Origin of the sequence: Segatella hominis (assembly GCF_004535825.1) — a bacterium.
Classification (GTDB): Bacteria; Bacteroidota; Bacteroidia; order Bacteroidales; family Bacteroidaceae; genus Prevotella; species Prevotella hominis.
Window position 1 is genome coordinate 109810 of sequence record NZ_SGVY01000006.1, and the last position, 15186, is coordinate 124995.

Here is a 15186-nt window from a genome sequence, read left to right on the forward strand (position 1 = left end):
TTATTTTTTAATCGTTTTTATTCCATGTCTAAATTTCGAGGCGATACTGGCTGTTCGTCACTCTTATCTGCCTCATACATATTGATCATCTTCAGCGTTGCCTTGATAGCAGCCTCAGTCTGGTCGGCATCCAAACCACGGGTTCTCCAGATACGATTACCTTCACGCCAAGTGATGACAGTCTGAACAAGTGCATCCGTACGACCGCCAGGAGGAATACTTACCTGATAGTTGTCAAGCAATGGGAAGGTTTTGCCAAGCTTTACCTTATATATATTACGTAAAGCTTTCACGAAAGCATCATACTGACCATCACCAGTACTCTGATCCTCATATTCCTTGCCATCGATTTCAACTTTTACACTTGCAATAGGCTTCAAACCATAAGAAGTTGACACCATGTAGCTTACCAGCTTTACCTTATCTTCAGGAGCAGAATGTTTCAGCACATCGCTCACGATATAAGGAAGATCATCCTGAGTTACCAACTGTTTGCGATCACCCAGTTCGGTAATACGTTTCGTCACCGCCTTGGTCTGCTCCGGCGTCAACTCCAAACCCAGTTCATTAAGATTCTGAACAATATTAGCCTTACCGGAGTTCTTGCCAAGTGCATATTCACGATGTCTGCCGAATCGTTCCGGCACCAGATCATTGCAATAAAGTTTGTCCTTGTTATCGCCATCAGCATGAACACCAGCCACCTGTGTGAAGACATTATCACCCACGACAGGAGTATTCGGAGCCACAGCAATACCACTATACCCCTCTACCAGACGGGAGATATCATTCAGACGATCTTCCTTGATATTGGTTTTAGCCTCAAACATATCCTTCAGAATCACCTGCACGCTCGCTAAAGGCGCATTGCCACAACGCTCACCCAGACCATTTACGGTAACGTGAAGTCCCTTAGCCCCACTCAGTACTGCAGCCAAAGAATTGCTCACCGCCAAGTCATAATCATTATGAGCATGGAAATCGAAGTGAGTATTCGGATAGCGGCGCACCATCAGGCGCATATACTCCACACACTGCAATGGGTTCAGAATTCCTAAAGTATCAGGAAGAAGGAAACGCTTGATAGGCAGCTTGACCAGTTCGTCCATCATCATGAAGAGATAGTCACGACTATCGCGCATTCCGCTCGACCAATCCTCCAAGTAGAGATTTACAGTGAAATTCTTGCTCAAGGCATAATCAATGGTCTGCTTGATATGCGCAAGATGCTCCTCAGGAGACATCTTGAGCTGCTGGGTGCAGTGCTTGTAACTGCCCTTTGCCAAGAGGTTGATGACATGACCGCCACATTCAGCAATCCAATCTACACTCTTATTGTTATCCACGAATCCAAGTACCTCAACGGAATCCAGTTTACCTATGGTCTTAGCATAACGGCAAATACGAGCGACAGCATCCTTTTCGCCTTCCGAAACACGAGCTGAAGCCACCTCAATGCGGTCCACATTGATATCGTGCAACAGCATTCTTGCTATCATCAACTTCTCGTGAGGAAGGAAACTGACACCATTGGTCTGTTCGCCATCACGCAGCGTACAGTCCATGATTTCAATCTCCTTGATACGAGAATTATCTCTCTTTGCGTTAACATCCATAATTACTTGTTTTTAGCTTCCCAAGCCTCTACCTTGTCACGGTTCTGCACAAGGAAATCCACATCATCCAAACCATTCTCGAGACAGTGCTTCTTGTAGCCATTGATCTCGAAATGCTCGCTCTTGCCAGTTGCAAGATTAGTAACGGTCTGATTAGGAAGATCCACCTTTACCTCTGTCTTATGATCCTTATCGATGCTCTCGAAAAGTTCTTTCAGGAATTCCTCACTTACGACAACAGGCAAAACAAGGTTGTTCAACTCGTTGTTCTTGTGAATATCAGCGAAGAAAGAGCTGATGACAACACGGAAGCCAGCGCCAGCAATGGCCCAAGCAGCATGCTCACGAGAAGAACCAGAACCGAAGTTCTTACCTGCTACGAGGATAACACCACTGTAAGAAGGGTCGTTCATCACGAAATCAGGCTTAGGAGTACCGTCAGCATTATAACGCCAGTCACGGAAAAGGTTGTCGCCCATACCTTCCTTGTCAATAGCTTTGAGGAAACGGGCAGGAATTATCTGGTCTGTATCAACATTCTCCAAAGGAAGAGGAATGCAGCTTGATGTGATTACATTGAATTTCTGTTTCATCGTTATTTAAATATTTAATTTTTAATGTTTACTTGATAATGTTTAATGTTTACTTAATAGGATTATATTGAATGTATTGTAAAGCGAAACCCAACTAAACATTAAACATTAATCAAACACTATTTCATAAACTCTCTTGGGTCGGTAATCTTACCAGTGATAGCTGCAGCTGCTGCCACATAAGGACTGGCAAGGATCGTACGGGAACCTGGACCTTGGCGACCCTCAAAATTACGGTTTGATGTACTTACAGAATACTTGCCTGCAGGAATCTTATCATCGTTCATAGCAAGACAAGCAGAACATCCTGGCTGACGGATTTCGAAACCAGCAGCCTCTACAATCTTATCAATTCCTTCTTCACGAATTTGTTTATCAACCAACCATGAACCAGGTACAAGCCAAGTAGTTACGCCCTCAGCCTTCTTCTTACCGTTAACCAAAGAAGCGAAAGCACGGAAGTCCTCTATACGTCCATTGGTACATGCGCCCAAGAAGACATAATCGATAGGATGACCTTCGAGTTTCTCACCAGGCTGGAAGCCCATATAGTTAAGGCTCTTCTTGAAACCAGCCTGTTCTTCCTCAGGAATCTGGTCAAGAGTAGGAATATTCTCTGTGATACCGATACCCATACCAGGGTTGGTACCATATGTAATACGAGGTTCGATATCCATAGCATCGAAAGTCAATTCCTTATCGAATACAGCGTCATCGCCACTCTTCAAGGTTTTCCAATAAGCCACAGCCTTATCCCAATCTTCACCCTTAGGAGCATATTCGCGACCCTTGATGTACTCAAAAGTTGTCTCATCAGGAGCCACGAAACCACCACGAGCACCCATCTCGATAGAGAGGTTACAGAGAGTCAAACGACCTTCCATAGACATGTCCTTCACAACATCGCCACTATACTCGACAAAGTAACCGGTAGCACCAGAAGTAGTGAGCTGACTCATCAGATAGAGCGCCACATCCTTAGCAGTAACACCCTTACCGAGCTTTCCATTGATGCTGATACGCATAGACTTTGGTTTGCTCTGGAGAATACATTGTGAAGCCATCACCATCTCCACCTCAGAAGTACCGATACCAAAAGCAACGGCACCCATCGCACCATGAGTAGAAGTATGAGAGTCACCACAGACAATAGTCATACCAGGAAGAGAAAGACCCTTCTCTGGACCAACCACGTGGATGATACCATTATCCTTGGTGTTCATCGCAAAGTGAGCCACACCAAAATCTGCAGTATTCTTTGCCAAGGTATCTACCTGTTTCTTTGAGATAGGATCCTCGATTGGTTTATCCTGATCGTGAGTAGGAGTATTGTGGTCAGGCATACAGAAAATCTGGTCTGGGCGGAACATCTTGAGTCCGCGTGCTCGCATACCAGCAAAAGCCTGAGGTGATGTAACTTCGTGACAGTAAAGACGGTCGATATAAAGCTGTGTAGGACCGTCTGGTACAATCTGGACAACGTGCTTGTCCCAAATCTTGTCGAATAATGTATTCATTATGCTAATGTTTAATATTTATAGTTTAAGTTTAATGACAATTCAAAATTTAAACAGAACCAACTATCTCACCTTGAACTTGTTGATACAATCAATATAAGCCTCTACAGAAGCAGTCACAATATCGGTATCTGCACCGAAGCCATAGTAAACATGACCATCGTATTCTACCTGCATATGAACCTTACCTACATCATCAGAGCCCTTATCAATAGCTTGAATAGTGAACTCCTTGAGGTTCATTTCCTTGGTAATCACCTTCTTGAGAGCACGGATAGCAGCATCCACAGGACCATTACCAGAAGATGCAGCCTCGAACTTCTGACCAGCGATATTGAGACCAATACTTGCCACACTCTTGACACCCTTACCAGTAGTAACCTGCAACCAGTCGAGCTGAACACCATGCTTGTCAGCAGAATCAGCACCAGCGAGCATCAATACATCCTCATCAGTAACCTCTTTCTTCTTATCAGCCAACTGTAGGAACTTCTTGTAAATCTTATCGAGCTTCTCTTCATCCTCCACATTGACACCATTTACATGGAGACGATACTTCAATGCCGCACGACCAGAGCGAGCAGTCAATACGATAGCGTTATCATCCAGACCGACATCCTTAGGATCAATAATCTCGTAAGTCTGAACATTTTTCAATACACCATCCTGATGGATACCAGAAGAGTGAGCAAAAGCATTACGACCCACGATGGCCTTGTTAGGCTGAACAGGCATATTCATGAGACTGCTCACCATGCGAGACATCGGAACAATCTTAGTCGTATTAATATTGGTATCAATATTGAGATGCTTATGACACTTCAGAATCATGGCAATCTCCTCAAGAGAAGTATTACCAGCACGTTCACCGATACCATTCATCGTAACCTCCACCTGACGGGCACCATTCAATACACCTTGGAGCGTATTGGCAGTTGCCATACCGAGATCATTATGACAGTGAGTAGAAATACGGGCATTCTCAATACCGTCAACATGCTCCATCAGATACTTGATTTTAGCACCATATTCCTCAGGAAGGCAATAACCAGTAGTATCAGGAATATTCACCACCGTAGCACCAGCCTTTACGACCGCCTCTACCACGCGAGCCAAATACTCATTATCCGTACGACCAGCATCCTCTGCATAGAATTCCACATCCTCGACGTACTTTTTAGCATACTTTACAGCAGCAACAGCACGCTCAATGATTTCTTCACGGTTAGAATTGAACTTATATTTGATATGGCTATCGCTTGTACCGATACCCGTATGAATACGCTTATGCTTAGCATACTTCAATGCCTCGGCAGCACAGTCAATATCTTTCTCCACCGCACGAGTAAGGGCACAAATCGTAGGCCAAGTCACGGCTTTAGAAATCTCCACAACCGAATTGAAATCACCTGGACTTGAGATAGGGAAACCGGCTTCAATAACATCAACGCCGAGTAGCTCCAACTGTTTTGCCACTTGAATTTTTTCCACTGTGTTCAACTGACATCCAGGCACCTGCTCACCATCTCGCAGGGTTGTGTCGAAAATAAATAATCTGTCACTCATATCAATATCTTTTTTTATTATTCTATACCATAGAAGACAACCGAAGTTTTTAACAAAAAAGCCTTTCACACTTCTATATGGAAGTGGAAAGGCTTATTATATCATAATCCATGAACTATACGCATACCTCATCACTTCCGCCTACATACTGCAGTCGAAGTCGAATAATAATGCTGCTAATGTTCAATGTTTCAATTGCCATAATTCTTAATTTTTAATTTACGATTGCAAAGGTAATATATTTATTCGATATGAACAAACAATTTATCACTTTTTTAATCTAAAAGATAACAATTTAGTATTCGAAGCGTAAATTTATACCCAAAATCGTAATAATTGTGCAAATTTAGAAAGGCAAGTCGCCTGGAGGTGGAGGTAATACGTCTCCTCCATTCATACGTGAACCTATAATTTCACCACCACCATCAGCTGCTGCCGGTGATGAAGCTGCTGCCTCTGTAGGATCCTGGAAACGGGTAAACTCACCACGGAAGTTGAGCAACACATCTCCCGTAGAACCCTTACGGTGCTTGGCGATAATGATCTGCGCCATACCATGGAGGTCGTTTCCCTTTTCATCCTGATAGATGTGATAATACTCCGGGCGGTGTACGAAGAGTACCATATCGGCATCCTGCTCGATGGCTCCAGACTCACGGAGGTCACTCAGCTGTGGGCGTTTTCCTTCAAGTCCCTCACGGTTTTCTACGTTACGGCTCAACTGAGACAAAGCCAAGACAGGAATATTCAGCTCTTTGGCAAGTCCCTTGAGAGAACGGGAAATGGTAGAGACCTCCTCCTGTCGGCTGCCGAATTTCATACCGTTGGCATTCATCAGCTGCAAATAGTCAATCATGATAATCTTGACACCTTTTTCGCGCACCAGTCGACGAGCCTTGGTTCTCAATTCAAACACAGAGAGGCCCGGTGTATCGTCCACATAGATAGGAGCATCGGTCAATCTGCCGATTCTCTTGTCCAGTCGTTCCCAGTCAGAAGGATCCAGCTGACCATTCAGAATCTTACGTCCAGAGACCTCGCATACATTACTGATAAGACGGTTGACCAACTGGACGTTGTTCATTTCAAGAGAGAAGAAGCCGATAGGAACCCCATAATCTACAGCCACATTCTTGGCAATACTCAGTGCAAAGGAAGTTTTACCCATGGCAGGACGTCCTGCGATAATCACCAGATCGGAAGCCTGCCATCCGGAAGTGATCTCATCCATTCCTACATAACCGGTAGGAATACCGGTAAGACCTCCCTTGTTGCTGGCAGCTCGCTGCAGAATTTCCACAGCACTCTTTACCACAGGAGCCACCTGCGTAAAGTCTTGCTTCATGTTGTTCTGCGAAATCTGGAACAAGGATCCTTCCGCCTGCTGCATCAGTTCATCCACATCCACGCTGCTGTCATAGGCTTTCGTTTCTATGTCACCAGCAAAATGGATCAGCTGTCGCTGCATATATTTCTCCGCCAGGATACGGGCATGAGACTCCACATGGGCAGCAGAAGCCACCTGTGAAGAAATCTCCATCAGATAGTCCACACCACCCACTTTGTCAATTTCGCCCATCTTGGAGAGTTCATCATTCAGCGTCATAATATCCACAGGACGTTCGTCCATGTTCATATTACGGATAGCCTCGTATATCTTCTGATGGCGAGGCTCATAGAAAGTTTCGGGTTTGAGCAGCTCCGATACCACAGAAAAGGCATCAGAGTCAACCATCAAAGCACCGAGCACCACCCTCTCGATTTCTACAGCCTGCGGCTGAACATGTGCGAAATTAGGATCAATCGGGGAAGCTCCCTTTTTTCCATTATTTCTTTGTCTATTATCTGGCATAATTATCTATTTATATTATATAGTCTCGACAAATTACACGAAAGTGTCGAGAATAATTCAAAACTTTAAGAATTAGCAAACCAACTTAATCATCCATATCATCCATGGCATCCATTCCATCCGGATCATCCTTTTCATCCGAATCATTCATTACATCCGGACTCCATCGGGTAATGATATCCCTCAAGAGAACCAATTCAAACTCCTGGAGGCCAGTTTCCTTCAGCATATTCAAATCAACATGGATTTTCTTGATCAGCTCATCAACATCGTCTTCTGTTTTTTCCATATACCGATAGAAGAAAGGCATGCTGCTATAGAAGCTTCCTTTCAACCAGAAGCAGACACCTATATTATATGCATCCTCACTATTTTCAGAAGGAGCAAGTTCCACAATCTGATTATAGAGCGCCAGAGCCTTATCAAATTCACGTCTCAGTATATGTCCCCAAGCCAAAGGACGGAGAATGTCGAGATCATTCGGATTCTTGTAATCCGCTTCATAGAGCAAAGCCATGGCATCATCAATACGATGAGTCTGGAAAAGACAATAAGCCTTTTTTACAAAAAGACTCTTCGTTGCCTTCTCACGTTCCAACTCTTCACACAATTCCAAAGCTTTGTCGAAATTGTTCAAACCTATATAACAATCCATCAAAGATCTCTTGACCAATCTTGCAGAATCTTTATCATTCTGGAAAGGAGAAAGCAATTCGATAGCTCCCACATAATCAGAATGGGACATAGAGCAAAATCCCTTCATTAATTTTTCATCTTTGCGATAAGGATGATCAAGGAGGAAGTAATCTAATTGCTCAAAATGTTCGCGGGAGAATAGGAAATTGCTGACCAAAATTCTTGCATCATCAAAACATTTATCTTCCTTAAATAACGGATTAGCCAAGAAATATGCATACGAACCTTCTTCTATAGAGAAAAGATCTGGGAATGAATTCTTGAATGGAGACAAAGTCAAGAAGCGGTACAAATCCTGCAAACAGATTCTTCTCTGAAGGAAAGCTATTTCGTCTGGATTATCAACAATCGGATTATCAAGCAAAGGAGAGAATCCTTCTTTGACTACAGGTTTGAGTGCAGACAAAATACCAGACAATGAACTTGCCATGACAAAACAGAAACTGTATTTGTCACCATCGCTGAAAGAAAATGATTTTTCCATAGATCTCGCGAAAGTATCATCTCCATCCAGAACTTCCAACAAAGGAGCCAGAGAAGAATGAGAACTATAATAAGGAAGGAACCAATTGGATGCAACAGTAAAGAAATCAAAAGTCTTCATCTTGGAAAATCCATCGAAGTAAACATCTGCTCCTTGCTTCAGCATGTTCACCATCTTATTGATTTTTTTATCGATAGACGCCATCATTTTCTCCTTCATATCCGGAGCAAGAATGTCATCAACAGAAGGTTTCTCATCATCTGCCAAAGGCTTCAGCCACTTATCATCAGGGAAGGCAGACATAACATCATTACTGAATTGTTGAGCATCATCAGCAGCATCCATACAGAAAAGGATCTGCTTCTGGACAGCAAACAGGTGTGCCACTGTTTTTTCGTCCTCTTTAATTTTATCTATGAATTCCTTGATATAAGGATATTGTTCTGAATCTACAGACATCATGATGACCGACCAACCTACCAAGGCACGCTCAGAAATCTTCACATCTTTAGACTTTTTCCAGATATCGAAAAGAGTTGTCATCATATTGTAATCAAAAACTTTGATTGACGACAACATGGCAGCAGATATCATGAGTGCAGCTGCACGATAATCGGTGGCAGGATTGCAAACAATATCTGCAAAATAAGAGAGCTTTTTACCATTCCACTGACGAACTGTGAGGATATAAGAAAAGGCAAGATTCAGAAAATCTTCATCTATATCTCCCTTTTCAATTCTTTCGCCAATTTGCATCAGATCCAGATTCTTGCTGCTATCGGATGCAGATCGGAAAAAAGAATCATTCCGAATCACCTGATACATCAGAAGATGATGTACTAAATTATGACAAAATGATTTGATTCCCGCATATACTTCAGGCAATTTCGGATCTTTTACATCCGATGCATAGCACTCCAGCATTTTCTCATAATTATCCATCACCTTCTGCACCTCGTCTTTCAAATCGGGGATGATTGGGTTTTCGTCAAAAAACTCAATGGAACGCAACAGACAGTCACGATAATTACTTTCTCTACAAACATCTACAATCACCGAAATTGCACTGTCTAAATCAAAATTACTCATTGTTTGTTACTTTTTTGAGGCCGTTGTTATATTTATGGTTTTCGGTTTACCAGCATGCTCAAACTTCAGTTTCGGCAAAGCCTTCACTGTAGCAAGGTCCGCATCACAATATTTACGGAATAATTCCGAATAGTGTACAAAACCATTTTTATTTATACTGTCAACTGCCTGATTATATCCTTTGATGAATAAATCAAGTTGTTTTTTTCGTTCAGTAGATTTCAGCGCCTTTCCTCTAAAAGCAAAGACGCCAAGTCTCAACCCTTTATCTCTGCTGTCCATGAGTACAGGATGGCGCTCTTTACGGGCTTTCGCAGCCTGAGGTTCAGTCAGAAGAACCGCATCCATCTCATTATTGAGCAGCATTTTCAGACGTATTCTCACATCATTGATCTGTACCCGATATACATCAAATTTCGGTTTGGCACTGTCTATCGCCAAATCAGCCAAATAATCTGTGGCAGAATATCTTGTCATGGCAATCATCTTGTCAGATAACTGCTTCAATTCAGAGATACGTGCTCTTCTATTGGTTATCAACTGCCAATAAGTATTGGTAGAAATAGGAAATTCCAGAGGAGTTCCTCTCTTGACGATGTGCTGGGCACGTATCAGATCAGAGATGGCACCTTCTACCCGACCTCGTTCAAGAGCAGTATCGCAGTCCATCTGTGAAGAGTAGCATTTCAGATGCACCGTAACTCCCAGGGAGTCGAAAAACTTTTCATCTTGTGCCACAAAGACGGGCAGACAATCCAAGGTAGGCATGACACCCACCTTGAAAGAAGCCTTATCAATACTATCTTGACGTGCCTTTTCCTGCATAGACAGGCGACGGACTTTTTCCTTGGAGTCGCCGCATCCGACAAGTGCCGAAAGCCATGCTACCAGCAAAAGCGCAACTACAGTCGTTTTCTTCATAATTGTTTCATTCCTTATTCTACATACAAGACCAATCCCTTGAGATACTCACCTTCCGGATGATAGATATTGATAGGATGGTCAGCTGGCTGATGAAGCTGATGCAGGATTCTCACCTTTCGTCCTGCCTGTGCTGCTGCCGTGAAAACAGCATTGCGGAAGTTGTCTTTCGTAACTACCTGCGAGCAGCTGAAGGTAAAGAGGATGCCTCCGTGCTTGATGCGCTGAAATCCCTTCACGTTCAGGCGTGTATAACCTTTCAAGGCATTGCGCAGAGCTGCTCTGTGCTTGGCAAAAGCAGGCGGATCGAGCACGATAAGATCATACTGCTGGTCGTGATCATCGAGATACTTGAATGCATCTTCGCAGAAAGCCTCATGACGGCTGTCACCAGGGAAGTTGAGATTCACATTCTCATTGGTCAACTCTATCGCTTTGGCGCTGCTATCTACAGAATGCACGAGTTTGGCATCGCCTCTCATGGCATACACAGAAAAGCCTCCGGTATAGCAGAACATATTCAGTACGCTCTTGCCTTTGGCATAATGTTCCAGAAGCGAACGGTTTTCGCGCTGATCCACAAAGAAACCGGTCTTCTGACCTCTCAGCCAGTCGATATGGAACTTCAGTCCATTCTCTACTGCCACATTATCTGCATCACCGCCCAGGATAAATCCGTTTTCCTGTCCCAGGTCAGCCTTGAAAGGCAAGGTTGTTTCACTCTTGTAATATATATTCTTGAGTCTGTCGCCCATCACCCGAGAAAGCGCCTGAGCCACTTCCATTCTGTTGACGTGCATACCCACGCTATGCGCCTGCATCACAGCAGTTTCTCCGTAGCAGTCGATAACCAGTCCCGGCAAGTTATCACCCTCACCATGCACCAGTCGATAGGTATTGTTGGCAGCATTGTCGGCAATGCCCACAGCGATACGCATCTTGAGGGCAGAATCCAGACGAGAGCACCAGAACTCATCATCGATGGCAACATCATGGAAAGAAAGGACACGAACTGCGATGGAACCAATCTGATAATGTCCCACAGCAATAAAATCCCCTGTAGAAGTGATGACACGTACAATCTCACCTTCTACGATTCCCTCGTCCATCTTAGCGATAGCGCCAGAGAAGACCCAAGGATGAAAACGTTTCAGGGATTCTTCCTTTCCCCTCTTCAAATATATATTCTTATACATATAATCTTACTTAGTATATTGTCTATTTTGTATCTGTATTACACCTTATTATATATATAGCCTCAAGATGATGCTTTCGATTGAGAAATCAGTTCGACTTGAGGCTCTGCTTGTGATTCCACCTGAAATTCTGCATGAGATTCTGCTTGAGATTCAGCCTGAGGTTCCACTATTTTCGGCTCAATCAGTACATAATCATGAGTCTCGTTGAGTTTGTTGAACTCCTTATAGAGTTGGATACATGCCCAAGCATCAGTAGCAGCATATATTTTTTGAGAATCCTTCAACTCAGAAACTTCCCAGTTACTCAATCGCTGCGACTTACTGATTTTCTGGTGAAAGAGGTTGGCGTATATTTTCTGCAGACTCATATCAATCAATCCTAAATCCTTGGCCATATCCTGAATCTCGATAAAGTTTCCTGGTTCGAATTCCGCCCTTTTATGAAGCTGATTAAGATCATCATGCCAGGAAAGGCCAACCTTAGGCACCTTCTTATCAGTCAGGAATCTAATGATAGCCGGATGCATCCCGACACAATTCAATCGGAACAGAAAACAGACATCCTCTGTACTTACCTGCAGCAAGCACACCTCGTAGCTTACGCCTCTTTTGAAAGAAGGACGAGTTTCCGTATCTACACCAAGAATATCTTGAGCCAGCAAGAAATCAACTGCCGTCTCAACATCCTCCGGGTGATCAATCACCTTAATTTCCCCCTCAAAGATTACTCTAGGCAATGCCGTAATAGCATGCTTATCATACTTTTTGAATATTGTCTTCATTATTATTTCCAAGATTTCAGAATGCAAAAGTACAATTTATAAATGAATTGACCAAATGTAAATCAACTTTCTCGCAAAAATTAGAAAAATTAGCATTAAAAAGTCGATTTTTTCGATTATTTTAGCTACTTTTGCAAGATAAATAATTCAAGAACATCAAAAATGGCAAAAAAAAGAACTGAACAGAAAACCAAAAGCTTCAGTCAAGCAATTGGCTTACAATATATTTTCAATAATACTATTACTGATTTCTTCTTAGGATTGGCTCTGGTCACCATTTCTGTAGTTACCATCATCGCGATGGTTTCTTTTTTGAATACGGGTGCGGCAGACCAAAGTATTCTGGAAGAAATGCGAGCGGGAGAATGGACCAACAGTGAGCACCAGTTTCAGAATTATTGTGGTTCGCTGGGTGCTATCATCTCCTACTGGCTGATTTCACAGAATTTCGGTTTTCCATCATTCCTGCTCCCCACCTTTTTTATAATATGGGGATTGCAGCTCATGCATGCCTACAAAATCAATCTGTGGAAATGGTTTTTCAGCACTATGATTGTCATGGAATGGTGTGCCATCACATTCGCCAAATTTCTGACGCCACTTGCGGGTGGACTTATCTTCAATCCTGGAGGAAAGCATGGAATCTTTGTCGTACAGAACTTGGAAAACGTAGTGGGTGCACCGGGTCTTACTGCGATTCTGCTCTTTACTGCCATCGCTTTCCTCACCTACCTGACGACAGAAACCATCACAGTGATCCGAAAGGCGCTCAACCCGATCGGCTATATTACAAGTAAGGTGCACTTCGAAATCACCAATCACGGCAAAAATGGTGAAGACAACGAACCGGATGCCATTGCACAGGCTTATGCAAATGCAGAAAATGGCTTGAAACAGGAGGAGGAAGAAGAACCAGTAGAATCTGAGTTTAAGGATCCGGAACCTGCCAAGGTGATAGATTTGGATGTTAATCCAGATAAAGCAGAAGAAGGAGCAGCTGCACATAATGCTGAAAATATGACGGCTGGAAATATGGATGCAGAACATGCTGCCGATGTAGAAGATGCAGCAGGCGAAAGCGCTTCTGTAGCGGCTACAACCAAAGATCCTAACGCATCATTCCTGGAAAATCAGCGCAGATTGCGCAACGAGAGAGCGCAGGCTGAAGCTGAAGAAAAGAAAGCTGCCGAACTCGCTTCCCAGCATATCGGCATGGATATCTCCGTAGCTGCCAACGAGGAACAGGCTTCCAGCAACACCGTGAGCAGCACCGTAGAGCTGAATACGCCTATCAACCCGAAAGAACCTTTCACCCGATATAAGTACCCTACTCTCAACCTGCTGAAGAAGTATGAGGACAACGGTGCTTATATTGACGAAGAGGAACAGATAGCCAACAAGAACCGAATCATTGAGGTTTTGGGCAATTTCGGTGTGCAGATCAAGACCATCCGAGCTACGGTAGGTCCTACGATTACACTCTACGAAATCCAGCCAGCTGAAGGTGTGCGCATCTCCAAGATCAAAAATTTGGAAGACGATATCGCCTTGAGTCTCGCAGCTTTGGGTATCCGTATCATCGCTCCTATTCCTGGCAAGGGAACCATTGGTATCGAGGTGCCGAATGCCAAGGCCAATATCGTGAGCATGGAAAGTATCCTCAACTCCAAGAAATTCCAGGAAACCAAGATGGAACTTCCTATCGCTCTTGGTAAGACGATCACCAATGAGGTTTTCATGGTAGATTTGGCTAAGATTCCTCACCTGCTCGTAGCCGGTGCCACCGGACAGGGTAAATCTGTAGGTCTGAATGCAATTATCACCTCTTTATTATATAAGAAGCATCCTAATGAGCTGAAACTGGTGCTCATCGACCCTAAGAAGGTGGAATTCAGCGTTTACTCCCGCATCGCCAACCATTTCATGGCAACAGTTTCTGACGAGGAAGAACCTATCATCACAGATGTTACCAAGGTGGTAAGAACGCTCAACAGTCTCTGTGTGCTGATGGATAGCCGATACGACCTGCTGAAGAAAGCCGGTGCCAGAAACATCAAGGAGTATAACCAGAAGTACATCAACCACAGGCTCAAGCTGACCGACGGACATGAATATATGCCATACGTGGTGGTAATCATAGATGAGTTTGGCGACCTGATCATGACAGCCGGCAAGGAGGTGGAACTTCCTATCGCTCGTATCGCCCAGCTGGCTCGTGCCGTGGGTATCCACATGATTATCGCAACCCAGCGTCCTACTACGACCATCATTACGGGTAATATCAAGGCCAACTTCCCAGGTCGTATCGCCTTCAAGGTGACATCTGCCATAGACTCCAAGACCATTCTGGACAGAACAGGTGCCAACCAGCTGATAGGTCGAGGCGATATGCTCTATCTGAATGGCAACGAGCCGGTACGTGTGCAGTGTGCATTCGTAGATACTCCGGAAATTGAGCGCATCAACGAGTACATCTCCAGCCAGCCTGGTCCTATCGAGCCACTCGAACTTCCAGAGCCAGCCAATGACGGAGAAGCTGTGGGCGGCGGAAATGTGGATACGCGCAATCTCGATCCTTACTTTGAGGAAGCAGCACATGCCATCGTCTTATCACAACAGGGAAGTACGAGTATGATACAGCGCCGATTCAGTATCGGGTACAACAGAGCCGGACGACTGATGGACCAGTTGGAAGCAGCCGGAATCGTAGGTGCTGCCCAGGGAAGTAAGCCAAGAGAGGTGCTTCTGCAGGACGAAAGCCAGCTGAACACGCTCCTTCTCCAACTGAGAGGATAAGATTAAACGAGGCTTAAAGAAACTAAGAATTCTTAAAGAATAGATATTAATTAAACTTTTCATGTTACCTTTGCA

Annotated in this window: 10 protein-coding genes; 1 reads left to right on the top strand and 9 read right to left on the bottom strand. The window is 43.9% G+C overall.

Annotation, left to right across the window (positions count from 1 at the left end; all coding sequences use genetic code 11):
* Positions 1-17 precede the first annotated feature (17 nt).
* The 9 genes from EXN75_RS03760 to EXN75_RS03800 all read right to left on the bottom strand — a co-directional run bounded on the left by EXN75_RS03760 (position 18) and on the right by EXN75_RS03800 (position 12315).
* On the bottom strand, positions 18-1616 hold the full coding sequence (locus EXN75_RS03760; RefSeq protein ID WP_022110576.1) for an alpha-isopropylmalate synthase regulatory domain-containing protein: 1599 nt from the start codon (positions 1614-1616) through the stop codon (positions 18-20).
* A gap of 2 nt (positions 1617-1618) precedes the next feature.
* Positions 1619-2209: a 3-isopropylmalate dehydratase small subunit gene (gene leuD / locus EXN75_RS03765; RefSeq protein WP_006846819.1), complete on the bottom strand. Its 591-nt coding sequence runs from the start codon at positions 2207-2209 to the stop codon at positions 1619-1621.
* Between the two features lie 119 nt (positions 2210-2328).
* Positions 2329-3726 carry a 3-isopropylmalate dehydratase large subunit gene (gene leuC / locus EXN75_RS03770; RefSeq protein ID WP_134842826.1) on the bottom strand — a complete coding sequence of 466 codons (1398 nt, stop codon included), beginning with the start codon at positions 3724-3726 and terminating at the stop codon, positions 2329-2331.
* Positions 3727-3789: 63 nt separating this feature from the next.
* The gene (locus EXN75_RS03775; RefSeq protein ID WP_118118282.1) at positions 3790-5292 is read right to left on the bottom strand and encodes a 2-isopropylmalate synthase; all 1503 of its coding nucleotides are present in this window, start codon (positions 5290-5292) and stop codon (positions 3790-3792) included.
* 346 nt (positions 5293-5638) lie between these two features.
* Positions 5639-7144 (bottom strand): replicative DNA helicase, encoded by a 1506-nt coding sequence (dnaB, locus tag EXN75_RS03780; RefSeq protein ID WP_134842827.1) that lies wholly within the window; start codon positions 7142-7144, stop codon positions 5639-5641.
* Between the two features lie 85 nt (positions 7145-7229).
* A complete protein-coding gene (locus EXN75_RS03785) occupies positions 7230-9413 on the bottom strand; it encodes a tetratricopeptide repeat protein (RefSeq protein ID WP_134842828.1) in 2184 nt (727 codons plus the stop codon).
* Between the two features lie 6 nt (positions 9414-9419).
* A complete protein-coding gene (locus EXN75_RS03790) occupies positions 9420-10334 on the bottom strand; it encodes an ABC transporter substrate-binding protein (protein WP_134842829.1) in 915 nt (304 codons plus the stop codon).
* Between the two features lie 14 nt (positions 10335-10348).
* Positions 10349-11530 (bottom strand): class I SAM-dependent rRNA methyltransferase, encoded by a 1182-nt coding sequence (locus EXN75_RS03795; RefSeq protein WP_134842830.1) that lies wholly within the window; start codon positions 11528-11530, stop codon positions 10349-10351.
* A gap of 62 nt (positions 11531-11592) precedes the next feature.
* The gene (locus tag EXN75_RS03800; protein ID WP_342776594.1) at positions 11593-12315 is read right to left on the bottom strand and encodes a 3'-5' exonuclease; all 723 of its coding nucleotides are present in this window, start codon (positions 12313-12315) and stop codon (positions 11593-11595) included.
* 162 nt (positions 12316-12477) lie between these two features.
* On the opposite strand from EXN75_RS03800, the gene EXN75_RS03805 reads away from it, so the two are divergent.
* Positions 12478-15111 (top strand): FtsK/SpoIIIE family DNA translocase, encoded by a 2634-nt coding sequence (locus EXN75_RS03805; RefSeq protein WP_134842831.1) that lies wholly within the window; start codon positions 12478-12480, stop codon positions 15109-15111.
* Positions 15112-15186 lie beyond the last annotated feature (75 nt).

Excerpts from the sequence above, each read along its gene's own strand:
- leuC (WP_134842826.1), bottom strand. The coding sequence starts at position 3,726 with ATGAATACATTATTCGACAAGATTTGGGACAAGCACGTTGTCCAGATT.
- EXN75_RS03790 (WP_134842829.1), bottom strand. The coding sequence starts at position 10,334 with ATGAAGAAAACGACTGTAGTTGCGCTTTTGCTGGTAGCATGGCTTTCG.
- EXN75_RS03805 (WP_134842831.1), top strand. The coding sequence starts at position 12,478 with ATGGCAAAAAAAAGAACTGAACAGAAAACCAAAAGCTTCAGTCAAGCA.
- dnaB (WP_134842827.1), bottom strand. The coding sequence starts at position 7,144 with ATGCCAGATAATAGACAAAGAAATAATGGAAAAAAGGGAGCTTCCCCG.
- EXN75_RS03785 (WP_134842828.1), bottom strand. The coding sequence starts at position 9,413 with ATGAGTAATTTTGATTTAGACAGTGCAATTTCGGTGATTGTAGATGTT.
- EXN75_RS03800 (WP_342776594.1), bottom strand. The coding sequence starts at position 12,315 with ATGAAGACAATATTCAAAAAGTATGATAAGCATGCTATTACGGCATTG.
- leuD (WP_006846819.1), bottom strand. The coding sequence starts at position 2,209 with ATGAAACAGAAATTCAATGTAATCACATCAAGCTGCATTCCTCTTCCT.
- EXN75_RS03795 (WP_134842830.1), bottom strand. The coding sequence starts at position 11,530 with ATGTATAAGAATATATATTTGAAGAGGGGAAAGGAAGAATCCCTGAAA.
- EXN75_RS03760 (WP_022110576.1), bottom strand. The coding sequence starts at position 1,616 with ATGGATGTTAACGCAAAGAGAGATAATTCTCGTATCAAGGAGATTGAA.
- EXN75_RS03775 (WP_118118282.1), bottom strand. The coding sequence starts at position 5,292 with ATGAGTGACAGATTATTTATTTTCGACACAACCCTGCGAGATGGTGAG.